This window comes from Vibrio neptunius (genome assembly GCF_000967495.1).
Taxonomy (GTDB): Bacteria; Pseudomonadota; Gammaproteobacteria; order Enterobacterales; family Vibrionaceae; genus Vibrio; species Vibrio neptunius.
In genome coordinates, this window is record NZ_JXXU01000107.1 from 1 (window position 1) to 23,145 (window position 23,145).

General features: G+C 45.0%; 18 protein-coding genes. 11 read left to right on the top strand and 7 right to left on the bottom strand.

Annotation, left to right across the window (positions count from 1 at the left end):
- Window positions 1–132: 132 nt before the first annotated feature.
- Window positions 133–891, bottom strand: coding sequence for a Nif3-like dinuclear metal center hexameric protein (locus TW84_RS22935; protein WP_045977921.1), 759 nt, complete (start codon window positions 889–891; stop codon window positions 133–135).
- A gap of 122 nt (window positions 892–1,013) precedes the next feature.
- Here TW84_RS22935 and TW84_RS22940 point away from each other — a divergent pair, with 122 nt between their 5' ends.
- Window positions 1,014–1,763, top strand: a complete 750-nt coding sequence (locus TW84_RS22940) for a DUF1853 family protein (protein ID WP_045977922.1) — start codon at window positions 1,014–1,016, stop codon at window positions 1,761–1,763.
- Between the two features lie 303 nt (window positions 1,764–2,066).
- On the opposite strand, the gene pgm is transcribed toward TW84_RS22940, so the two are convergent.
- Entirely contained in the window at window positions 2,067–3,713 is a 1,647-nt protein-coding gene (gene pgm, locus TW84_RS22945) for a phosphoglucomutase (alpha-D-glucose-1,6-bisphosphate-dependent) (RefSeq protein ID WP_045977923.1), read from the bottom strand.
- An 88-nt stretch (window positions 3,714–3,801) separates the two neighbouring features.
- Window positions 3,802–4,344, bottom strand: a complete 543-nt coding sequence (gene seqA / locus TW84_RS22950; RefSeq protein WP_045977924.1) for a replication initiation negative regulator SeqA — start codon at window positions 4,342–4,344, stop codon at window positions 3,802–3,804.
- A 141-nt stretch (window positions 4,345–4,485) separates the two neighbouring features.
- Between seqA and TW84_RS22955 the strand changes: the two genes are divergently transcribed.
- From TW84_RS22955 to fldA, 3 genes are all read left to right on the top strand, one after another.
- Window positions 4,486–5,250: an alpha/beta fold hydrolase gene (locus TW84_RS22955; RefSeq protein ID WP_045977925.1), complete on the top strand. Its 765-nt coding sequence runs from the start codon at window positions 4,486–4,488 to the stop codon at window positions 5,248–5,250.
- 94 nt (window positions 5,251–5,344) lie between these two features.
- Complete coding sequence (locus TW84_RS22960; RefSeq protein ID WP_045977926.1) at window positions 5,345–5,566, top strand: DUF2788 domain-containing protein; 222 nt, start codon at window positions 5,345–5,347, stop codon at window positions 5,564–5,566.
- A gap of 44 nt (window positions 5,567–5,610) precedes the next feature.
- A complete protein-coding gene (fldA, locus tag TW84_RS22965) occupies window positions 5,611–6,144 on the top strand; it encodes a flavodoxin FldA (protein WP_045977927.1) in 534 nt (177 codons plus the stop codon).
- 37 nt (window positions 6,145–6,181) lie between these two features.
- Here the strand turns inward: fldA and TW84_RS22970 are convergent, their stop codons facing one another.
- Window positions 6,182–6,688, bottom strand: coding sequence for a DUF4442 domain-containing protein (locus TW84_RS22970; RefSeq protein WP_045977928.1), 507 nt, complete (start codon window positions 6,686–6,688; stop codon window positions 6,182–6,184).
- A gap of 207 nt (window positions 6,689–6,895) precedes the next feature.
- On the opposite strand from TW84_RS22970, the gene fcrX reads away from it, so the two are divergent.
- Window positions 6,896–7,345, top strand: a complete 450-nt coding sequence (fcrX, locus tag TW84_RS22975) for a ferric iron uptake transcriptional regulator FcrX (RefSeq protein ID WP_045977929.1) — start codon at window positions 6,896–6,898, stop codon at window positions 7,343–7,345.
- 96 nt (window positions 7,346–7,441) lie between these two features.
- Here the strand turns inward: fcrX and glnS are convergent, their stop codons facing one another.
- Together glnS and nagE are read right to left on the bottom strand one after the other, a co-directional pair.
- Complete coding sequence (gene glnS / locus TW84_RS22980) at window positions 7,442–9,112, bottom strand: glutamine--tRNA ligase (RefSeq protein ID WP_045977930.1); 1,671 nt, start codon at window positions 9,110–9,112, stop codon at window positions 7,442–7,444.
- 261 nt (window positions 9,113–9,373) lie between these two features.
- On the bottom strand, window positions 9,374–10,948 hold the full coding sequence (nagE, locus tag TW84_RS22985; RefSeq protein ID WP_045977931.1) for an N-acetylglucosamine-specific PTS transporter subunit IIBC: 1,575 nt from the start codon (window positions 10,946–10,948) through the stop codon (window positions 9,374–9,376).
- 471 nt (window positions 10,949–11,419) lie between these two features.
- Between nagE and nagA the strand changes: the two genes are divergently transcribed.
- From nagA to TW84_RS23010, 5 genes are all read left to right on the top strand, one after another.
- A complete protein-coding gene (gene nagA / locus TW84_RS22990) occupies window positions 11,420–12,556 on the top strand; it encodes an N-acetylglucosamine-6-phosphate deacetylase (RefSeq protein WP_045977932.1) in 1,137 nt (378 codons plus the stop codon).
- 2 nt (window positions 12,557–12,558) lie between these two features.
- Window positions 12,559–13,773 (top strand): DNA-binding transcriptional regulator NagC, encoded by a 1,215-nt coding sequence (gene nagC / locus TW84_RS22995; protein ID WP_045977933.1) that lies wholly within the window; start codon window positions 12,559–12,561, stop codon window positions 13,771–13,773.
- Window positions 13,774–13,853: 80 nt separating this feature from the next.
- Entirely contained in the window at window positions 13,854–15,440 is a 1,587-nt protein-coding gene (locus TW84_RS23000; RefSeq protein WP_045977934.1) for a cation:proton antiporter family protein, read from the top strand.
- 228 nt (window positions 15,441–15,668) lie between these two features.
- Complete coding sequence (gene asnB, locus TW84_RS23005; RefSeq protein WP_045977935.1) at window positions 15,669–17,333, top strand: asparagine synthase B; 1,665 nt, start codon at window positions 15,669–15,671, stop codon at window positions 17,331–17,333.
- Window positions 17,334–17,684: 351 nt separating this feature from the next.
- The gene (locus TW84_RS23010; protein WP_045977936.1) at window positions 17,685–19,076 is read left to right on the top strand and encodes a peptide MFS transporter; all 1,392 of its coding nucleotides are present in this window, start codon (window positions 17,685–17,687) and stop codon (window positions 19,074–19,076) included.
- An 85-nt stretch (window positions 19,077–19,161) separates the two neighbouring features.
- Here the strand turns inward: TW84_RS23010 and TW84_RS23015 are convergent, their stop codons facing one another.
- A complete protein-coding gene (locus tag TW84_RS23015) occupies window positions 19,162–21,813 on the bottom strand; it encodes a beta-N-acetylhexosaminidase (protein ID WP_045977937.1) in 2,652 nt (883 codons plus the stop codon).
- Window positions 21,814–22,216: 403 nt separating this feature from the next.
- On the opposite strand from TW84_RS23015, the gene TW84_RS23020 reads away from it, so the two are divergent.
- On the top strand, window positions 22,217–23,086 hold the full coding sequence (locus tag TW84_RS23020; protein WP_045977938.1) for a TraB/GumN family protein: 870 nt from the start codon (window positions 22,217–22,219) through the stop codon (window positions 23,084–23,086).
- The last annotated feature ends 59 nt before the right edge of the window (window positions 23,087–23,145 follow it).

Below are 23,145 nucleotides of genomic sequence, written 5' to 3' on the forward strand. Positions count from 1 at the left end.
AAGCCCGATCCCGTTTTCCAAAAGCGCAGCGTTCCATAGGGCATCGCCCGTTCCCCCACCCATAGGACGCACTCCGTTCCCGAAGGGCATAGCCCGTTCCCACTCTCCCGTAGGACGAAGTCCGCCCTTCTCTTACACCGGATTATCAATATCAATAAATTCAACATCTAGGCCATGTTTAGTGGCTAGCCACTCGCCTAGTGCTTTGATTCCGTAGCGCTCTGTCGCGTGGTGACCGGCAGCATAGTAGTGAATGTCCTGCTCACGAGCAGAATAAGTAGTGCGCTCTGAGATCTCACCCGAAATAAACGCATCTAAACCGTGTCTCGCTGCCAATTCAATAAAGTCCTGACCACCACCAGTGCACCATCCGACCGTTTCAATCACTTTGTCTGCATTTTCTGGGGCAATATGAAGAGGCTGGCGTTTAAGTACTTGATTGATCTTGGCAGCAAACTCAGCCCCTGTCATCGGAGATTTCAAACGCCCAAACATAGCGACGGATTGAGGATGCCCTTCTAGGCCGCCTTGCACTTCAATATCCAGCAAACGAGCGAGTTCAGCGTTATTGCCTAGCTCAGGGTGGATATCAAGAGGCAGATGGTAACCCATTAAATTAATGTCGTTTTTTATCAAGGTACGAATGCGGTTGCCTTTCATACCACGAATGGGTTCCGGCTCGCCTTTCCAGAAGTAGCCATGATGAACCAGTAGTGCGTCTGCTTTTAACTCAACCGCTTTATCAATCAATGCTTGAGAAGCAGTCACACCAGTCACGATCTTTTTAATCTGCTCTTTACCTTCAACCTGCAATCCGTTAGGTGCATAGTCTTTGATTAACTGTGGAGAGAGCTTCTCGTTGAGGATTTTTTCTAATTGTAAGTTGTTCATGACAGCTTCCATCTAATTGCTAACATTGCGCTTTATCTTAGTGAGCAAAGTGTATTCGAACCATAGCAACCTTACCAGCACCTAGCTACAATAGTGGCGTTCAAGCAGATATAGGTTTAAGGATGAACGCTTTACAACGTTTTTATCACTGGGTACATGAAACGCCATCGCTATTTAACCTGACACCACCATTTGTCGATGTCAAAGCGCTGAATATCACTCCTTTAAAACAAGTTCACTATCAGGGAAACCCTCGCTTAGGATTCATCTACCAGCACCTATGCACTGAGCTCATCAGCAATAGTTCAAAATATTCGCTGCTCGAAGAAGAGATTCAAATCAACAAAGCGTCAGGACAGACCATAGGCGCAATTGATCTCATTCTAGACAACCATGAGTCACAGCAGAAAGAACACTGGGAAGTCGCGATTAAGTTCTATCTTTTACATACAGGCGTTTGGTACGGACCGAATGCCCACGATCAGCTAGATAAAAAACTCGCTAGAATGCTCTCGCATCAATTAAAAATGAGTGCAGCTCCGGAATTCCTCGAACAATACCCTCATTACTCTGATCTCACTGAGCACCTGTTAATCCAAGGGCGTCTTTATATTAATCCTTTTTCACCAGAGACAATTCCGGAAGAGTGTCTTGGGCTCACGATAAACTCTAGCCAAATCAATGGATATTGGTGCTATCAAAGTCAGTGGGACCAGATTGGCGAACCGCTTTATGAACTTGAAAAGCCACTTTGGGCGGTTGGACTAGAAGAGTTCACCAACCCTATCGATAAACCCAATGGAAGGTTTGTCCATGCTCAGACGAAAGGCGGTCAATTTTGGTTTGTTGTGCCTGATAGTTGGCCAAACTAATAAACACGCAATAAGAAGGTTGGGCAAATCCTGCTTTCGTCATCCTCGAGAGTGAGGCACGAGCGAGTTGGGGATCTCTTTAAGTATGTCGGCAATTATATGAGATTCCCTACTCCCTCATTCTTCGGTCTATGGAATGACAAATCTTTCTCTCGGAGGGCGAAGCCCGATCCGCTTTCCATAGCGCAGCGTTCCTGCTCTCCATAGGACGAAGCCCGTTCCCGAAGGGCGCAGCCCGTTCCTTGTTTCACAAAAAAGGGCCGACAAATAGTCAGCCCTTGATACAACACTTAGTTGTCGAAGTTAAAGACCTGCGTCAGCAAATACCTGATTCACGATATCTTGTGCTTCTGCTTCAATTTGCTTCAAATGCTCTTCGCCTTTAAAGCTCTCACAGTAGATCTTGTAGATGTCTTCTGTGCCAGATGGGCGAGCCGCAAACCAACCGTTATCAGTCGTGACTTTGAGGCCACCAATCGCAGCCCCGTTGCCAGGCGCGTGGGTCAAGCGAGCAGTGATCGTGTCACCTGCAAGAGTTTCCGCTGTCACCATCTCAGCAGACAGTCTCTTTAGCACCTCTTTCTGTGGGCCGTTTGCCACAGCCTGAATACGGTTGTATTCAGAAGCACCATGCTTCGCTGCTAGCTCTTCGTAGTATTCTTGAGGGTTCTTGCCTGTTACCGCTGTAATCTCAGCAGCTAGAAGACACAGAATGATGCCATCTTTATCGGTAGACCAAGGCGTACCATCTTTACGTAGGAAAGACGCCCCTGCTGACTCTTCGCCACCAAAACCAAATTTACCTTCGTAAAGACCATCAACAAACCACTTAAAACCAACCGGGACTTCACACAGTTCGCGACCAAGATCAGCAACAACGCGATCAATCAATGCACTTGACACCAGCGTCTTACCAACGGCGACATCTTTACCCCACTCTTCACGGTGACGGTATAAATAATCAATACACACAGCGAGGAAGTGGTTTGGGTTCATCAAACCTTTTGGTGTAACAATTCCATGACGGTCGTAGTCTGGGTCATTGCCAAACGCCAGATCATATTCATCTTTTAGCGCTAACAGACCAGCCATTGCGTAAGGAGATGAACAGTCCATACGTACCACGCCGTCTTTATCTAGCGACATAAACTGGAACGATGGATCAATCGCTTCGCTAACCAAAGTCAAATCTAGATTGTAAGCAGAGCCGATTTGTCGCCAGTAGTCGATCCCACTGCCGCCAAGTGGGTCAACCCCGATCTTAATATTTGCTTTTTGAATGGCTTCCATGTCAATCACATTCACAAGATCGTCAACGTACGGCTTAACTAAGTCTTTCTCTGAGAAAAGCACTGACGCTTTTGCTTCAGCTAACGGCATACGCTTAACGCCTTGCAAACCTTCAGCGATCAGGGCATTTGCACGATCTTGAATCGCTTGTGTCAATTCACCTTCCGCAGGACCGCCGTGAGTTGGGTTGTACTTAATACCACCATCTTGGGGCGGGTTATGAGACGGTGTAATCACAATACCGTCTGCTTTATCTTGATATTCAAGGTTATGAGTCAAAATAGCGTGAGACACACCCGGTGTTGGCGTATAACCATTGTCCTGCTGGACAACGACTTGAACACCGTTTGCAACCAACACTTCGACAACACTGGAGAACGCTGGTTCTGACAAAGCATGCGTATCTTTGCCTATAAATAGAGGCCCAGTTGTTTGTTTCTCAGCACGTAATTCAGCTATCGCTTGAGCAATCGCCAGGATATGGTTTTCGTTGAAAGTAGATTTGTCTGCAGTACCACGATGTCCGGAAGTGCCGAACTCAACTTTGTGATCAGGATTAGCAGGGTCTGGTTGAAGTAGGAAATAGTTCGAGACAAGTGCAGGGATATTATGCAGGTCCTGCTGTTGGGCTTGTTGTCCAGCACGTGGGTGCATCGCCATTTTGACATCCTTTATAAAAATGTTCAGAAGCAAAAAACCTCATAATACCCAGCACTGTTTGAACATTATGAGGTTTAAATCAGAATTCTTAGATTGAGTTAGTGACCTTCTCAATAAGGTCGGCAGGGAAATTCATTCTCGCCATCAACTGGTCAACCATCTGGCGCTTTCTACTGGTGTTGTTATTGGTAATCACCCAGAAAGGCGAACCGGGAATCGCTTTAGGCTTTGTCGTGTTACCACTCTCCAAGAGAGTTTGCTCATTGTTAGCAAAATAAACACGCTTTCGGCCTTTTACTTGAGTTGCTTCGGAAAATCCCTGCGGGTCAATGCGGTTCAACGTCGACAATACCAACATGAATCTGTCGATGGCTTTTTTCAGACCAGCAAACTCATCAGATATCAGCAGCGAGCGCATTGCTTTGACGCTGTCTACTTTTTCTTCTTTGGCTGCATCACGGCTTACCACGATTCCTGTGGGCTGTACTGCTGGCACAACCGACGCTGATTGTTGACTCTGCTTATCAACCACGAGAAGACGACGTAATATGTCCGATGCACTTTCACCGATGTGTTGGGTTTGACCTGCGATGTAACGGTATAGATCCTCATCAACCTCAATTGTTTTCATTCGCTTTTCACAATCTCTATGTTTAAACTCTGTGGGATTATATACCCAAGTCCCCTCAATATGCGAGTTCCAGATTTGCTATCTGAAGCAGATTAATGGTCGAATGAGGCGCTACGTTAAACCAGTCACGAATAGAGTAAAATGTCACAACTGCTCAACTATAAAATCGAAGGTGAGGGTCACACCATAGTTTTGATCCACGGCTTATTTGGTAGTTTAGATAACCTTGGTTTGCTCGCCCGAGATTTGCGCCAAGATTTTCAGGTGGTCAGCATTGATCTGCGCAATCATGGTTTGTCTTTTCAATCCTCTCAACACAATTATGAGTTGATGGCTCAAGACGTATTAAATACGCTGCAACACCTTGACCTTGAACGCTACATTCTGATTGGTCATTCGATGGGCGGCAAAGTGGCAATGAAATTAGCAGGGCTTGCCCAAGATCAAGTTGAAAAACTATTGGTGTTAGATATGGCGCCAGTCGCCTACAGCCAACGTCGGCACGACAATGTTTTTGCGGGCTTAAAAGCAGTAATTGAACAAAAACCGACTTCACGTAAGCAAGCTCTGGACATTCTCGCGCAGCATATCGAAATGGAAGGTGTCAGGCAGTTTCTTGGCAAGTCGCTATACAACAATGGTGAGCATTTAGAATGGCGGTTTAACGTTGCAAGTCTTTGGGACAATTACTCCCAGATTCTAGATTGGATTCCAATAGATAAAATCACCACTCCGACTCTGATGGTGAAAGGTGGAGATTCAGATTACCTCACAGCAGAGCATCAAGGTGAAGTGCAAAAACAGTTTGCCAATGTAAAAGCTCATGTGATTGCGAATACTGGCCACTGGTTACATGCAGAAAGACCGCAAGAAGTTCTCCGCGCGATACGCAAATTTATCACTTAAAAACAGAATGAGAGATCGGTTGCTACCAACCCGTTAACTTTGTCTCACAAGAGTGGTATAGTTCGGCGCAAGTAATTCGGCATAAAGGGATCCCATGCTCTACGACTACATGAACATGATCGAGTCAATTGGCCTCGACCTTCTTTTCGCGTCTATCTTTTTTCTAATCGGTATGGCGATTAAAGATGTGTTAAAGGCTGGCAATGTTCCTCCTTTCGGTCGTCGCATTGTATGGTTGGTTCTATTCCTTGGTTGTGCTGGATTTATCGCCAAAGGCATTATTCAGATTAGCTGGGAAGGTGGCGGTATCGGCTGATATCAACCGAGCCCACAACAGAAATTAGTAAAGGTAACGAATCTATGGCAAGTGTAGGCATCTTCTTTGGTAGCGACACAGGTAACACTGAAGCTGTTGCAAAGATGATTCAAAAGCAACTAGGTAAACAACTGGTTCACGTTCAAGATATAGCGAAAAGCAGTAAAGAAGATATCGATAACTTCGATCTTCTACTCCTAGGCATTCCAACTTGGTATTACGGTGAAGCACAGTGTGACTGGGATGATTTCTTCCCAGAACTAGAGCAAATCGACTTTTCAACCAAGCTTGTTGCTATCTTTGGCTGTGGTGACCAAGAAGATTACGCTGAGTACTTCTGTGATGCGATGGGCACAGTTCGCGATATCGTAGAAGCCAAAGGCGGCACTATCCTAGGCCATACTTCAACTGAAGGCTATGAGTTCGAAGCATCTAAAGGTCTAGTTGAAGGCGATGACAGTCAATTTGTTGGCCTATGTGTTGACGAAGATCGTCAGCCCGAACTCACTGACGAGCGCGTAACTAACTGGTGTAAACAGATTCATGAAGAAATGTGTTTGGCTGAGTTAGAAGGCTAAAATAAAGATTTGAAAAACCTCCCCAGTGGAGGTTTTTTTATGCGATTTGCTCCTCGGTATCATCCTCTTCCCGGTATTGTGGCTTTTTACGCACATAGAGTTTACGCTGAACTTCGGACACAACGTTACCGGTCCTGTCTTTTACATAAATGACAAACTCAGGAAAACACTTATCACCATTGGATGTCTTATGTAGGATATCGTCCAGCAAGTCTTGAGGAACGATGAAATCTGCGTAGAGATCACTTTGCCCTGGCTTGATGAAGTTAATACTTGCTTCCTTATCCCAAACATAATAGTGCTCTCCCAAGATCCCCATCAACATTAATGAATAAACAGGATCGGTCAAAGAAAAAATACTGCCACCATACTGAGTACGATTGGCATTTTTATTCCACCAGCGAAGTTTGAGTTTCATTTTGACCTGACGAAAATCGTCGCTTATTGAAATAATCCTGATCCCAGCCCCCCAAAATGGAGGCCAGATATTGAGGGCAAACTTGACGATTCCAGGTTTGTATATTTTTGCCAGTGATTTATTCATTCTTTCGTCCCTGAAAATAGAGTCTTCATAACAAGATGTTAATTAATTGTAACTGGTCTGATGTGTTTTATCAGTGACGCTACACGTGTTTAGAAAAAAATACTAGTAACCCTTTGAAGTTCGTGGTTTATTGTTACCTTGTACTGCCCTATAATGATAGGAATAATGAATTCTGTTAATTACCGCAGATCATCAACAGGAAAGTTTATGTCAGACAACAACCAAGCTCTTAAGGACGCTGGTCTTAAAGTTACACTTCCGAGACTGAAGATTTTAGAAGTACTCCAGCAACCGGAATGCCAACATATCAGCGCTGAAGAACTGTATAAAAAGCTTATTGATCTTGGTGAAGAGATCGGGCTAGCGACAGTTTACCGAGTTCTGAACCAATTTGATGACGCAGGTATTGTCACTCGCCACCACTTTGAAGGCGGTAAATCAGTTTTTGAACTATCCACTCAGCATCACCATGACCACTTGGTTTGTCTAGACTGCGGTGAAGTTATTGAATTTGCTGATGACATCATTGAAGAGCGACAGAAAGAAATTGCAAAGCAGTACAATGTCATTCTGACAAACCACAGTTTGTATCTTTACGGTAAGTGTGCGGACGGCAGTTGTCGTGATAACCCTGATGCGCATAAACTGAAAAAATAGTCGATCACAGCATTGCTTATAGATAGTAATCAGCTTCTTTTAAACAAATAGATTCGACAAAAAAGCCAGTCATTCGACTGGCTTTTTGTTTAGCAATTATTTCGCTTCAATTTTAGCCCACGTATCTCTCAGGCCAACCGTACGATTAAATACCAATGCTTCTGGTTTTGAATCTTTAACATCTGCACAGAAATAACCCATTCGCTCAAACTGATAGCCTTTTTCCACCTCAGCGTTGGCTAAACTTGGTTCAACAAAACCATTAAGCTTAGCGAGTGATTCTGGATTGATTGTTTCTGCGAAGTTGTCCGCTGCTGCAGGGTTAGGCACGGTGAATAGACGGTCATACAGGCGAATCTCAGCAGGCAAACCTTTATCAGCGGATACCCAGTGGATTACACCTTTCACTTTGCGGCCGTCTTCTGGATTCTTGCCCAATGTGTCTGCATCGTAGCTACAAAAGATAGTGGTAATATTACCTTCTACATCTTTCTCGATACGCTCTGCTTTGATCACGTAAGCACCACGTAGACGTACTTCTTTGCCCAGAACCAAACGCTTGTACTTCTTGTTCGCCTCTTCACGGAAGTCTTCGCGCTCAATCCAAACTTCGCGGGTGAACGGTACTTCACGTTCGCCCATCTCAGGTTTGTTTGGATGATTGGCCACAGTCAAAGACTCTACTTTGCCTTGTTCAAAGTTCTCGATGATGATCTTAACCGGATCGAGAACCGCCATTGCGCGAGGTGCGTTTTCGTTCAGATCATCTCGAATGCAAGATTCGAGTGAACTCATCTCAATCATGTTGTCTTGCTTAGTCACACCAATGCGTTTACAGAACTCACGAATAGAAGCAGGGGTGAAGCCACGACGACGTAGACCAGAAATTGTCGGCATACGTGGATCATCCCAACCATTCACTAAATTCTCAGTGACAAGTTGGTTTAGCTTACGCTTAGACATCACCGTGTATTCTAGGTTTAGACGACTAAACTCGTACTGGCGAGGCTGGCAATCAATGGTGATGTTTTCTAGCACCCAATCATACAGGCGACGGTTATCTTGGAACTCCAATGTACACAGTGAGTGTGTAATGCCTTCTAGTGCATCTGAAATACAGTGTGTGAAGTCGTACATTGGATAAATGCACCACTTATCACCCGTTTGATGGTGCTCTGCAAAACGAACACGATATAGGACCGGATCACGCAGCACAATGAAAGATGATGCGAGGTCAATCTTAGCACGCAGACACGCCTTGCCCTCTTCGAAACCACCAGCACGCATTTTTTCAAATAGCTCTAAGTTTTCTTCTACACTACGGTCACGGTAAGGACTTGGTTTACCCGGCTGCGTCAATGTGCCTCGGTATTCGCGGATCTGCTCAGGACTTAGCTCTTCAACATACGCTAAGCCTTTCTCAATTAATTCAACAGCGTACCCGTAAAGCTTATCGAAGTAGTTTGATGAGTAACAAACCTCATCGCTCCACTCAAAGCCCAACCAGCTCACATCATTCTTGATAGACTCAACGTATTCGACGTCTTCTTTTTCCGGGTTAGTGTCATCAAAACGAAGATTACACTGTCCCTGATAGTCCTGAGCAATACCAAAGTTTAAACAAATTGATTTAGCGTGACCGATATGCAGGTAACCGTTGGGTTCCGGCGGGAAACGAGTATGCACGCTAGTGTGTTTGCCATCCGCTAAATCTTTATCGATGATTTGGCGAATGAAGTTCGATGGACGAGCCTCAGCTTCACTCATCTATAGCACCTCAATTATTCAGTATTGTCAGAGAAAATAGCGTTTGAATGCGCAATATACGCCTCCAAACATATAGCAATCAATGATCCACAATTCTTTGCAATTACACAACTATAACCGGGCTTTATTTGGCAAATAATCTATCGATACTTGCATAAAGGGCTCGCTTTGTTCATGAAAGCAGCAAATTGACTCATTGATTACCAAAAAAAAGACCTCCAATTATGGAGGTCTCAATCTGTTTAGTGAGTATTACGTTTATTATGGCAATTTAACGTCTGACAAATCTTCATTGATGCCGATCGCTTTCATTTCACCGGCAACGATCTCTGCCAATGGGCCCAGAATAACTTGTAGATTATTTTCACCCAACTTCACGACACCTTTCGCGCCCAGTTTCTTAAGCACTTCTTCATTCGCAACAGAGCGATCTTTCAGTGTCAAACGCAGACGCGTAATACACGCATCAATCGTTGTTAAGTTCTCATGACCGCCAAGCGCTTTTAGATACTGACGAGCTAAGTCCCCTTTGCCTGCATCACCACTCTTTGCAACCGCCATTTTGGTATCATCGTCTTCGCGACCAGGGGACTTGAGGTCAAACGCACGAATTGCAAAGGTGAAGGTGAAGAAGTATAGAGCACCGAAACCTAGGCCGATAAGTAGCAGAATGACCGGCTTCGTCGCTAGGCCCCAGTTTAGTACAAAGTCGATTAGACCCGCTGAGAAACCGAAACCATGCAGTGTACCAAACATGTTCGCTACAACCAGTGACAAGCCAGTGAACACGGCGTGAATGGCATATAATGCGGGCGCTAGGAAAACAAACATGAACTCTAGAGGTTCAGTGATACCTGTAAGGAAAGAACAGAAACCAACAGAGAACAATGCACCGCCCACTTGGCTGCGCTTTTCAGCTGGCGCAGCTAGGTACATTGCAAGTGCAGCCCCAGGTAAACCAAACATCATGACAGGGAAGAAACCGTTCATGAATACACCAGCGCTCTTATCGCCGCCGAAGAAACGGTTTAGATCACCAGACTTGATAGTTTCAGTCACTTCTTTCACTGTTGCTGTAATTTCTGGTGTTACTGAATTAGCAAATTCGAAGGTGTGAGTCTGGCCTGCAGTTAGAGTCTTAGCAAGGTATGGGTCCACACACAGCTGCTGCAGAGAAGGAAGCGCTTGACCTGCAGCCTGAGCACTTGTCACCAACACTTCTTGACATGTGCCCATACCAAACCAGAAGTAAGAGTTAAGTACATGGTGAAGACCAACAGGGATTAGCGCACGGTTTAGGGTACCATAGACAAACTGACCAATCGCACCAGAAGTAGAAACTGCGTGCGCCAATGTATCTAGGCCGCCCTGAATCGTTGGCCACACAACGCCAGAAATAGCACCCGCAACAACTGCGAATAGACCAGCCATGATAGGTACAAGACGTTTACCTGCAAAGAATGCCAGCCACTCTGGAAGACGGGTTGCATGGAAAGCATTGTATGAGTGACCTGCAATGATACCCGCGAAAATACCACCGAAGAATGACATGTTAACTGAAGCATCGATTGTCGTTGCTGTGGCAGTTAGAACAAAGTAAGCAACCGCACCTGCTAGACCCGCAGCACCGGAGCCATCTTTAGACAGGCCAATCGCGATACCTAGGCCGAATAGCAACGGCAGGTTACTAAAGATTGCGTTACCGGCTTGCGCCATGAACGCAATATTAAGAAGGTCTGGTTGACCCAAGCGTAAGAGCAAAGCCGCAACTGGAAGCGTTGCGATAGGTAGCATAAGAGCTTTACCTAACTTTTGCGCATATCCAAGAACATTCACCTTAAGTTCCCCCTATAGGATTTTTGTATTTTGTATGAGCCACTTATTTTAGTCGCTCAATTTAGTCCTGCTCAGTTTATGTCATTAATTTTGCCCCGCAAATTAAAACCTTATCAATTGTGATCATAATCACCAGAAAATCTGGCGATTCGAGGATTTTGCTAGCGAGATCATAAAACTTATTTTACAATACAAAAAAATAGCAACGCACTAACAACATTCGCGGTATTCTTGATGTGTACTCGTTGATTTAACGGCCGCCTTTCATGCGTCGCTCCCTTGTTAATGGTTCTTTGTTCTGCAAGGTTCTCAATGAGTTTGAGCGCAATTTCCGGTAGAATATTGATTGCTTACTATAGATATTTTGCGATCTAATTGAAGCTCACAAATAAAGTATAAAGGCATGCGTTCAATCGCTTCGTTGGGCCGACTAGAAGTATTAAAAATAAAACTGATAAGGATTAGCTAACCATGTATGCGCTAACTAACTGTAAGATCTTCACCAGCAACGATGTTCTTGTCGATCACGCAGTTATCATCAAAGACCAACTAATAGAATCAATATGTCCGGTAGCTGACCTTTCTCAGGATATTGAAGTTCTGGACTTGAACGGTGCAAATCTAAGCCCTGGCTTTATCGACCTACAGTTAAATGGTTGTGGCGGCGTCATGTTTAATGACGATATTTCTGCTGAAGCAATGCAAACCATGCACCAAGCCAACCTTAAATCCGGTTGTACGAGTTTCCTACCAACCCTTATCACTTCATCTGATGAAGACATGCGGAAAGCCGTTGCTGCTGCGCGCGCTTACCACGATCAATTCCAGAATCAATCGCTGGGCTTACACCTTGAAGGTCCGTACCTAAACGTGATGAAGAAAGGTATCCACAGTGTCGATCATATCCGGCCTTCTGAAGACAGCATGATCGATTTCATCTGTGAAAATACAGATGTGATTACGAAAGTCACTCTCGCACCGGAACATAATGATCCCGCACATATCAAACGCCTCAAAGCGTCAGGAATTGTTGTTTCAATCGGCCACACAAATGCGACTTATAAAGAAGCACGAAAAAGCTTCGATGCTGGTATCTCATTTGCAACTCACCTATTCAATGCGATGTCCCCTATGGTTGGACGTGAGCCTGGGGTGGTCGGCGCAATCTATGATAGCGCAGAGGTCTACGCGGGAATCATCGCAGATGGGTTCCATGTCGATTATGCAAACATACGTATCGCTCACAAAATTAAAGGCGAAAAATTAGTATTAGTGACAGATGCCACAGCTCCCGCAGGCGCAGACATGGATTACTTTATTTTTGTTGGTAAGAAAGTATATTACCGAGAAGGTAAATGTGTTGATGAAAATGGCACATTAGGCGGCTCAGCACTGACAATGATAGAAGCGGTGCAGAATACAGTTGAGCACGTCGGTATCGCATTGGACGAAGCACTTCGCATGGCAACTTTATATCCAGCGAAAGCGATAGGAGTCGATCAGCAACTAGGCCGAGTAAAACAAGGCATGGTGGCAAATCTGACAATCTTTGATCGTGACTTCAATGTTCAGGCGACGGTTGTTAATGGACAATACGAGCAAAGTTAAGAATGAATGGCGGACAAATAGGTAACGTAGACTTAGTTAAACAGCTAAATAGTGCAGCGGTATATAGGCTGATCGATCAACAAGGGCCGATATCTCGCATCCAAGTTGCGGACGTTAGCCAACTGGCACCTGCGAGCGTTACAAAAATAACCCGTCAACTACTCGAGCGCGGTCTAATCAAGGAAGTCGCACAGCAAGCATCAACTGGTGGTCGCCGAGCGATATCTCTGACAACTGAAGTTGAGCCTTTCCACTCAGTCGCAGTTCGATTGGGGCGGGATTATATTCAATTCAGCCTGTACAACTTAGGTGGAAAAGAAATCGCTGCTGAGTATCAGGAGTTCTTTTATACCACTCAGGATGATTTAGTCGAAGGCCTAACAACGCATCTAAAGCGCTTTATTCAATCTAACCAAACCGTGATCAATCAGTTGATTGCGATTGGTATTATATTACCGGGCCTAGTCAACCCAGAGACTGGGGTTGTCGAATATATGCCGAATATCAGTATCGATAACCTTGCCCTATCAGAGCTGATTGAAAACACTTTCCATGTTCGATGTTTCGTCGGTAACGATGTCCGCGGCATGGCACTGGCTGAACATTATTTTGGTGCAAGCAGAGATTGCCAAGATTCCATTCTAGTTAGCGTTCATCGAGGAACCGGTGCTGGTATAATTGTGAATGGTCAAGTTTTCTTGGGTTTTAATCGCAACGTCGGTGAAATAGGCCATATTCAGATTGATCCTCTGGGTGAACAATGCCAATGCGGCAACTTCGGCTGCCTCGAAACCGTCGCGGCTAACCCGGCTATCATTGACCGAGTGAAAAAACTTATCAAGCAAGGATACGAGTCCAGTTTGACTGAAATCGAAGCCATTACCATTAAAGATGTGTGTGATCACGCCAACATGGGTGATGAGTTATCTAAGCAGAGCTTAGTCCGTGTAGGCAATCAGCTTGGTAAGGCGATTGCTATTACGATCAACTTATTTAATCCGCAGAAAATTGTTATCGCAGGCGATATCACTCGCTGCCAAGAAATTATCTTTCCTGCGATTCGTCGCAACGTGGAAAATCAATCACTGACCACCTTCCATAGCGGTCTGCCGATTGTTGCTTCAGAGATTGACACACAGCCGACGATAGGTGCATTTGCCATGATAAAACGAGCTATGCTTAACGGCGTTTTGTTACAAAAATTGCTCGAAGATTGATCTCCTTAGCAACAAGTTGAGCTAAAATAACGGGTTACAATACGTAACCCGTTTTTTGTTTAGATAAGAATTGGATTTATATGGAACTCATTTTAATCTCTGCCGCATTTCTAGCTGGGTTTATCACCCTGAAATGCAACTTGCCACCTCTGGTCGGTTTCTTACTAGCTGGTTTTGCTTTACATGCTGTTGGCTTTGAGAGCAATGAAACCATAGTGACGCTGGCCGACCTAGGGGTGACGCTCTTACTGTTCACAATCGGATTAAAATTGGATGTCAAAACCCTGCTATCTAAAGAGATCTGGGCAGGAGCTACCATACATAACCTTTTATCTACCCTCTTATTTAGTGCCGCTCTATTTTGCTTTAAATTCCTTGGTGTAAGTTCATTAGCCAGTATGTCTGTCGAGCAACTTTTATTGCTTGGCTTTGCATTATCCTTCTCCAGTACGGTCTTCGCTGTTAAATCTCTTCAAGAGAAAGGAGAAATGAACGCCACTTATGGAACAATCGCGATCGGCATGCTTGTCATGCAAGACATCTTTGCTGTCGTTTTTTTGACCGCCTCGACAGGAAAACTACCTGAATGGTATGCCATTATCTTGTTTGCATTACCTCTGCTTCGTCCGATTTTCTATAAGGTGCTTGATTGGGTAGGACATGGAGAAATGCTGGTATTATTCGGCATTTTCTTTGCTTTGGTGGTCGGGGCAGGGCTGTTTGAATTGGTGGGCATGAAGCCAGATCTTGGTGCCTTGATCCTAGGAATGCTCCTTGCTGGGCACAAAAAAGCATCCGAGCTTTCTAAATCCCTGTTTAATCTTAAAGAACTTTTTCTGGTTTGTTTTTTCCTCAACATCGGATTAGCAGCACAGCCCACCATGTCGGGTTTTGCCTTAGCCACCTTATTCTTACTATTACTGCCATTGAAAGGCATACTCTATTTTAGCGTGCTCAACACGTTTAAGTTCCGTGTTCGAACCTCCTTACTTACTACACTCAGTCTGTTTAACTACAGCGAGTTCGGCCTCATCGTAGGAGGGCTTGCTTTTAAAATGGGCTGGATGGGCGGAGATATATTGGTTGCCTTAGCACTAGCCGTCTCAATTTCCTTTGTACTTGCCTCCCCTTTAAACAGAAAAGGACATGAGCTTTATCGCCGTTCAGGCCGTTGGTTAAAAGAGCATGCAGCGGAAAAACTTCACACTCGCGATCAGCTCATCAACCCAGGCAGTGCTCAAGTACTTATCCTCGGCATGGGACGTATTGGGACGGGTGCTTATGACGAACTGCGCGCACGTTACGGAAAGATTTGTTTGGGCATTGAAGTAAGAGAAGAGGCAGCTGCCGAGCATCAAGTAGAAGGAAGAAATGTCATTGCCGGTGATGCGACCGACCCAGACTTTTGGGAGCGCATTCTCGATACTGCTAACGTTAAATTGGTGCTTCTCGCGATGCCTCACCACCAAGGAAACCAAATTGCGCTAGAGCAGTTACAGAAAAAAGAATTTAAAGGACAGATTGCCGCTATTGCCGCCTACCCTGATCAACTCGACAGCCTGAATGAAGGAGGCGTTGACGCTGCGTTCAACATTTACAGTGAAGCGGGGAGTGGTTTTGCCAGACATGTCTGTGAGCAGCTGAAACCGACATTCAATAAACCTTAAGACGCTCTCTATAGAGGCAGCGCTCACGCTGCCTTTTTCTTTACCCACACATCAAATTGCGCAAAAAACAAACCAAACATAGACACCATCCACCAAAACACCAGTTAAAATAGAAAATATTTAACAACAACCCTATTAGTTAAACTTTTTAATCAGTGAGTATTGATTTTTTTAATCAAAATGGCAAATTGAAGTCAGCAGATTAAATAAGGTTTATAAGGAAGTTGTATGTGTTCTATCTTCGGTATTCTAGACATCAAAAGTGACGCTCAAGCTCTTCGCCCAGTCGCTTTAGAAATGTCTAAGAAACTTCGTCATCGTGGCCCTGACTGGTCGGGTATCTATTCTTCAGAAAAAGCAATTCTAGCTCACGAACGTTTAGCCATTGTCGGCTTGAACAGTGGTGCACAACCGCTGTATAGCGCCGATAAGAAACACATCCTTGCCGTAAACGGTGAAATCTACAACCACAAAGAAATCCGTGCGCGTTATGAAGGTAAGTACGATTTTCAAACCGACTCTGACTGTGAAGTCATCTTAGCACTTTATCAAGAGATGGGTGCCGACCTTCTAGAAGAGCTCAACGGTATTTTTGCTTTTGTTCTATACGATGAAGAGAAAGATACCTACCTAGTCGGTCGTGACCACATCGGTATTATTCCTCTATATCAAGGTTACGATGAGCACGGTAACTATTACGTGGCATCAGAAATGAAAGCTCTCGTACCTGTTTGTAAGACAGTGAGCGAATTCCCTCCTGGTTGCTACTACGGCAGTGGTGATACAGAGCCTCAACGCTACTACATCCGTGACTGGAATGAGTACGCTGCAGTCCAAGGTAACTCAACAAGTAAAGAAGAACTGACTGAAGCACTAGAAGCGGCGGTTAAACGCCAGCTAATGACTGACGTACCTTACGGTGTGCTACTTTCAGGCGGTCTAGATTCATCGATCACTTCTGCAGTTGCTAAGCGCTTTGCTGCAATGCGCATTGAAGATGATGAAAAATCGGAAGCATGGTGGCCGCAACTCCACTCGTTTGCGGTAGGCCTAGAAGGTGCGCCAGATCTAAAAGCAGCCCGAGAAGTCGCAGACAAGATCGGTACGGTTCACCATGAGATGACCTACACGATTCAAGAAGGCTTAGATGCCATCCGTGACGTTATTTACCATATTGAAACCTATGACGTAACCACCATCCGCGCTTCGACACCTATGTTCCTTATGGGCCGTAAGATCAAAGCAATGGGTATTAAGATGGTTCTTTCTGGTGAGGGTGCTGATGAAATCTTCGGTGGCTACCTCTACTTCCACAAAGCGCCAAATGCGAAAGAATTCCATGAGGAAACAGTACGTAAGCTACTAGCACTCAACATGTTTGACTGTGCTCGTGCAAACAAATCGCTAGCTGCATGGGGTGTTGAAGGTCGCGTACCATTCCTAGATAAAGAGTTTATCGACGTGGCAATGCGCCTGAACCCAGAAGATAAGATGTGTGGTAACGGTAAGATGGAGAAACACATCCTGCGTGAATGTTTCGAACACTACCTACCCGACTCAATCGCGTGGCGTCAGAAAGAGCAGTTTTCTGATGGTGTCGGATACAGCTGGATCGATACACTCAAAGAAGTGGCTGAAGCCAAAGTCTCTGACCAGCAAATGGAAACGGCCGCCTACCGCTTCCCATACAACACGCCGACAACAAAAGAGGGCTATGTATACCGAGAAATCTTTGAAGAGCTATTTCCACTTCCATCAGCGGCAGAATGTGTCCCCGGCGGCCCATCAGTAGCTTGCTCTTCAGCTAAGGCGATTGAATGGGACGAATCATTCAAGAACATGGCTGACCCATCAGGTCGTGCTGTGCAAAGTGTTCATAACGACTCATATTAATCAAGATAAATCCAAGAGAGGCTCATTGAGCCTCTTTTTTTTCACCGCACGCTTCTTCCATTACTGAAATAAAACCCGTTTGCTCACTTGCCAATCGCCCTCTCTCAAGCACCGCTTACTTCTCTTTGCTATTTAACAATCCATTAAACCGCAAAATAATAATCTCGATTTTGGAAACTAAGTTTGTAGTACGTTATTTTTTAAGCGATTAAGAAAAATACCTCTTTTATATCAGAATCTTAAGAAGAAACCATAAATAAAGCTTATAACCCAAGCCATTGCAGATACATCCTCTAAAGAGTATACGTAACAACAAATAAAATTCTTTAACATCCTTCATTAGTAATACTTATGACAAACCAACATCAACAATTTTTTGGCCACCCTCGCGGCTTGTTCCTTTTGTTTGGTACCGAGCTTTGGGAGCGCTTTTCCTATTATGCAATGCGTGCAATCCTTGTTCTTTACCTTACCGATGCAACACTTGATGGTGGTTTAGGCTGGTCGACTAAAGATGCTTTGGATCTCTACGGCATCTATACTGGACTCGTTTACATCACCCCACTTATCGGCGGATGGCTAGCCGATAACTACCTCGGACAACGCCGCTCTATTCTTATTGGTGGCGCTTTAATGGCCGTCGGCCAATTCACCTTAGCCATGCCAGCAGATATGTTGGGGCTAGGCACTGTACACACCTTTTACCTCGGCCTTGCGCTTTTAATTGCGGGTAATGGCCTATTTAAGCCAAATATCTCAACGATGGTGGGTTACCTGTATCAGGAAGGTGACAATCGTCGCGATGGTGCATTTACCATTTTCTATATGGGCATCAACTTAGGTGCGCTGCTAGCGGGCGTCATTGCAGGTTCTGTTACTGATGAATTTGGCTGGAAATATGGCTTTATTGTTGCGGGTATAGGTATGCTTATTAGCCTGGTTATGCAGATGACCCTTGCTCAGTCATGGCTTGGAGACATTGGCCGCGAGCCAGCTGCCAAGAGAGATTTAGCAATCAAAAAGTCCTCTAAAAAAGAGCCACTGACGAAAGAAGAATTTGACCGTATCAAAGTTATTTTGGTGATGAGCCTGTTCACGATTGTCTTCTGGGTTGGTTTTGAGCAAGCCGGTGGCCTGATGAACATCTACACTCAGCAGTACACAGATCGTATGGTTGGCGGCTTCGAAGTGCCTGCGGCTTGGTTCCAGTCACTCAACCCATTTTTCATCATTACGCTCGCTCCTTTACTTGCAGTGCTTTGGGTCAAGTTGGGTAAACGTGAGCCTAACTCACCAGTCAAATTTGCCCTCGCTATGTTCTTCCTCGCACTTGGTTTTCTATGTATGGTCGGTGCCGTCATGGAGCAAGGTGGTGACACCACAGTAAAAACCTCCATGCTATGGCTAGTTGGTGCTTTCTTTTTCCATACACTCGGTGAGCTTTGTCTGTCTCCGATCGGTTTATCATTAGTCACTAAGTTAGCCCCACTTCGTCTAGCTTCTCTGATGATGGGTGCGTGGTTCGGCTGTAATGCTATTGCTAACTATGTCGCTGGCTACGTTGGTTCACATGTTGGTGAACTTGGCGCATTTGCTATCTTTAGTGGCATAGCCGTAACCGCAATCCTATCGGGTGTCATTTTGCTCTTGTTCTCAAACACACTTGTTCGTTGGATGCACGGCGCAGAATCTCCAATCAGCAATGCTGAGCAAATCGAAGAGCAGCAAACTCAAGTCGCTTAACAGCAACTTCAGATATGAAGACGCCCGATCAATCACTGGTCGGGCGTTTTTTTGTTGCCTTTTCCCTTTATAGGAAAGTGAGGAATTACTTCACGCGAGTCACACGACTGAACTTGTCACCCGTCGCTGACACCGATCGAATGAATACCTCACCTCCTACACTTGGACGAGCACTGTCTGCATAAGTTAGCCAGTTTTTTCCATCTAGAGAGTATTGAAGCTTCACGCCAGGGAACTGAACGTTCATTGAAAGCGTGCCATCTTCTACTTGCGCACCTGGTACAGGTAGGCGGTAGTCGATGCCTGATTTCTCTAGCTTAGCCAGTTCACGTTGACCAAGTATGTTGGCAAAACGGTTGTAGTCTTGGTTTAGCGCAGCTTTGTCTACTAGGTTAGAGTTTTGCGAGTATTCAACACCCACTTTGTAGTCGTTTTCCCAATCAGCACGGTGCCATGCACGCTCAGCGGCTGCTAGTACGCGAGGGAATACCATGTACTCGTATTGCTCGTCGTTACGTACTGTCTCAGACCAAAGCTGTGCTGATAGACCGTAGAAAGGTTTTGCTTCGATTTCACCTTTACCAATGAAGCCATTGCCATCACGGTCTACAGAGGTTTCTGCGTTCTGAGGCATGTTCTCTGGTGCAAAGCCAAACATCTTACGAGTATCTGTTGCACGTGTTGCCCAGTAGTAACCACGCTCTTTCGGGTCCACTTCGTATGGCATGTCCATGTACACGTAGTCTGGGGTAGAAACGATCACGTCGTATCCTTTCTTAGACCACTCGTACGCTGATGATGTGCCACCCCAGTAAAGAACGTCCCAGAAGTTAACACGCGTGTTTTCTGTTGCGAACGCTTTCTCACCTTCACTGTACTTAAGACCATCTTGCCACGCTTGGAAGTTTGCAATGCCCTTCTCTGCCACAATCTTCGATACTTCTTCTGCAAAGTGGCTTGGTAGATGAGCAAAGTCGCTTATCGTACCGTCTGCAATTAGCGTCTGACATTGTGGAGACTGTGCGAATGGCTTGTCTTGCTTAGATAGGTCAATCGTGCCTTTCCAGCTTACTTTGTCTTCAGCGTTCACATCTTGGAAACCAGCGCCTAGCTTGATGTTCTTCGCTTCGTCACCACCAAAGTGCCATATTGTTAGCGGCGTGCCCGCTTCTTGGTGCATCGCTGCGACTTCTGAAATCACTTTATCAACAAAGCGAGTTGAAGATTCCATACACGGGTTGATGAAGCTTTGCTTGTTGTAGAACTGAACCGTGGTTACGTTCGATGTATCTCGAGGATCCATCAGTCGGTATTCGTTCGCTTCTATTCCTTTACCTTCTTCCATTAAACGCTCGTAACGTGCTTCCATTGATACCACTGCTGCACGAGCGTGCGCTGGCATATCGATTTCAGGAATCACTTCGATGTTACGCGCTTTCGCGTATTTTAGGATTTCCAAGTAGTCTGCTTTGCTGAAGTAGCCAGAACCAAAGTTATCTGATGTTGAACCTGAGCCAAGCTGAGGCAGTAAACAGCTTTTCTCTTCCAAATCGAAACAACGGTTAGCACCGACTTCTGTCAGCTCAGGCAGACCCGGGATTTCTATACGCCATCCTTCATCATCCGTTAGGTGAAGGTGTAGTTTGTTCATCTTGTACGCTGCCATTTGGTCAAGCGTTGCAAGAATTGCGTCTTTCGAGTGGAAGTTACGAGCCACGTCCACCATCACACCGCGGTAATCAAAACGCGGCGCATCTTTAATAGATAGTTGTGGTAGAGATTCAGCATTTTGGCTATCAACCAGGCCAAAGAGTGATTGTACTGCGTAGAAAGCACCTGCTTGGTCAAAGGCTTTAATCGCAATACCGTCGCCTTTGATGCTCATTTCGTAAGCACCAGATTTTGCCAATTTAGCGGTGAAGTCTGCAGGAGCAACCATGATACTGACTGGAAGCTTACCTCGAACGTCTACGCCTATCACCTCTGCACGATCTTGAATTGCCGCAAATTGAATCGCATCGAATGCGTCTTTCGGCAACCCAATACCCGCCGCAATATCAACAGTACCTTTACCTACTTCAACAAACAATGGAGTTGGTAGTAACGTGGTTGATACGTCTTGTTTTGCTAGGTCTTGGTTCTTCTTAAAACGGGACACTGCGTTAGCAAATACGTTGTTGTCATCTGGCGTACGTTTTAGGTTGTTACCCTCAAGGCCGGTCACGAAAGAGGCAACGTCTTCTGTGTTAAGAGAAGCGATCATCTTAGGCTCTGCATTTGGTGCGGCAACAAACGCGCCTGGCATGAAGTCAGTTTCAAATAGCTGCCAGTATTCAGCAACAAGAGGAAGCACAACCTCTTCACCCGCAGCGAAACCATCAAACTTGTCTGTAGGTTCTAGTTTGTGTAGGTCACCGGTTACGCGAGAGATTTTGAACTGTTCGTTTTCAACATCCAGAATCAGACGAATGCTGTGGAAGTAAATAGCCCAATCTTTAGAGTCAACCGCTTCTCCTTGGTTAACTAGCGTCATGTTTACTTTGTTACAAGACGCCCACTCAGCACCCATCTCTTGACATGCAAGGCCTTCGTTAGCACCTTGGTTAGTGAGCACTTCATATTGAATTTCAAGGCTACTAGCGAGTGAATTAACGACCCTTTGCTCATCTGACTGCAGCAAAGAACAACCGACTAGTGATGCGACAACCGATGTCGCGAGTAGACTTTGTTTGAACATCCTACTTACCCCAAACGTAAATTAGACCAACAATCTTGGCTCTAAGCTTAAAAACGATAAACAACATATCGCGATTTATTTTTAGTCATAAAATAAAATCACCATGAAAGTGACGTTGTTCAAATCTCAAAAGCCATGAAAGCATAATAGCCATTAAAAACAAAAACTTAAAAACAACGTCAAAATCAACATAACTCAATTAACGAGATTACTGAGAATTCGATCGCACTGATTTATTCATAACAGCAAATGAATTAAGACTTAGATCACAAGACAGTATTCATCAAATTACGCTAAGCTAGGAGGTAAAATAGAAAAGTGTGATTTTAGGCGCAATTTTCTCTCGTTAAAGCACGTCAAAACCTAACCATTTCAACAAGTTTTCCGTAAGGCAACAGAACCCATGTACAAATTCTGTCTACTGTTTCTAACCTTGATTGTCTCAATATCTGCTATCGCTGAGCCTCTTTATTGGCAAGCTCAGAAAGGCAAACTCAACTACTTAATTCTGGGCTCAGTCCATGTTGGAGATGAGAGCATGTACCCTCTGCCTCAAACAGTCACTCAACGACTTAAATCAAGTGACGGGTTAATCATCGAAACGGACATACGTAAAACACAGGGAGTCAGCTACCCACCCGTGTCATTGTTGACCAAGGATGTGCTGAGCTCAGCACAGAAGAATGAGCTTAGAGGAATGGCTAATTTACTCAACATGGATCCACAACAGCTGATGCTGTCTCCACCATGGGCAACTGCGCTGACATTACAAATGAAACAGCTCGAGTACCTTGGTTACCAAGCCACTCAAGGTATCGACACTCATTTGATGAACAAAGCCGCTATCCAAAATATCCCCGTTATCAGCTTGGAGACACTTCAATTTCAAATTGATTTGCTTACAGGGCAAAAAGAAGCGGGTAAAGAGTTACTAGTGAGCGCTATTGAAGAATTTGATCACTCAGAGGACGCAACTCACTGCCTGATAGAAAGCTGGAAAGCGGGAGATTTGGATAAGTTAAATGAATTCGCCAATCTGACAGAAATGTCGCCCGAGTTAGAGCAGAGCTTTTTGACACAGCGAAACATCAACTGGGCAAAACAGCTATCAGAACCAAGCTGGTCACCCAAGCGTAAAGGCTCTTACGTAATGGTTGTCGGTACATTACACCTAGTCGGTGAGCAAAGTGTTTTGAACTTGCTCAAAGACAGTGGTTTTAAGATCTCACAACTTTCGCAGAGTAAAGCTGCAAATTGTGAGTTTGAGTATTGAGAAGCGGGATTTGGGAACGGACTGCGTCCTATGGAGGGTTGGATAACTGGATAACTGGA

Bases quoted from the DNA above. Each gene is read 5' to 3' on its own strand.
- TW84_RS22935 (WP_045977921.1), bottom strand. From the start codon at position 891: ATGAACAACTTACAATTAGAAAAAATCCTCAACGAGAAGCTCTCTCCA.
- TW84_RS22940 (WP_045977922.1), top strand. From the start codon at position 1,014: ATGAACGCTTTACAACGTTTTTATCACTGGGTACATGAAACGCCATCG.
- pgm (WP_045977923.1), bottom strand. From the start codon at position 3,713: ATGGCGATGCACCCACGTGCTGGACAACAAGCCCAACAGCAGGACCTG.
- seqA (WP_045977924.1), bottom strand. From the start codon at position 4,344: ATGAAAACAATTGAGGTTGATGAGGATCTATACCGTTACATCGCAGGT.
- TW84_RS22955 (WP_045977925.1), top strand. From the start codon at position 4,486: ATGTCACAACTGCTCAACTATAAAATCGAAGGTGAGGGTCACACCATA.
- TW84_RS22960 (WP_045977926.1), top strand. From the start codon at position 5,345: ATGCTCTACGACTACATGAACATGATCGAGTCAATTGGCCTCGACCTT.
- fldA (WP_045977927.1), top strand. From the start codon at position 5,611: ATGGCAAGTGTAGGCATCTTCTTTGGTAGCGACACAGGTAACACTGAA.
- TW84_RS22970 (WP_045977928.1), bottom strand. From the start codon at position 6,688: ATGAATAAATCACTGGCAAAAATATACAAACCTGGAATCGTCAAGTTT.
- fcrX (WP_045977929.1), top strand. From the start codon at position 6,896: ATGTCAGACAACAACCAAGCTCTTAAGGACGCTGGTCTTAAAGTTACA.
- glnS (WP_045977930.1), bottom strand. From the start codon at position 9,112: ATGAGTGAAGCTGAGGCTCGTCCATCGAACTTCATTCGCCAAATCATC.
- nagA (WP_045977932.1), top strand. From the start codon at position 11,420: ATGTATGCGCTAACTAACTGTAAGATCTTCACCAGCAACGATGTTCTT.
- nagC (WP_045977933.1), top strand. From the start codon at position 12,559: ATGAATGGCGGACAAATAGGTAACGTAGACTTAGTTAAACAGCTAAAT.
- TW84_RS23000 (WP_045977934.1), top strand. From the start codon at position 13,854: ATGGAACTCATTTTAATCTCTGCCGCATTTCTAGCTGGGTTTATCACC.
- asnB (WP_045977935.1), top strand. From the start codon at position 15,669: ATGTGTTCTATCTTCGGTATTCTAGACATCAAAAGTGACGCTCAAGCT.
- TW84_RS23010 (WP_045977936.1), top strand. From the start codon at position 17,685: ATGACAAACCAACATCAACAATTTTTTGGCCACCCTCGCGGCTTGTTC.
- TW84_RS23015 (WP_045977937.1), bottom strand. From the start codon at position 21,813: ATGTTCAAACAAAGTCTACTCGCGACATCGGTTGTCGCATCACTAGTC.
- TW84_RS23020 (WP_045977938.1), top strand. From the start codon at position 22,217: ATGTACAAATTCTGTCTACTGTTTCTAACCTTGATTGTCTCAATATCT.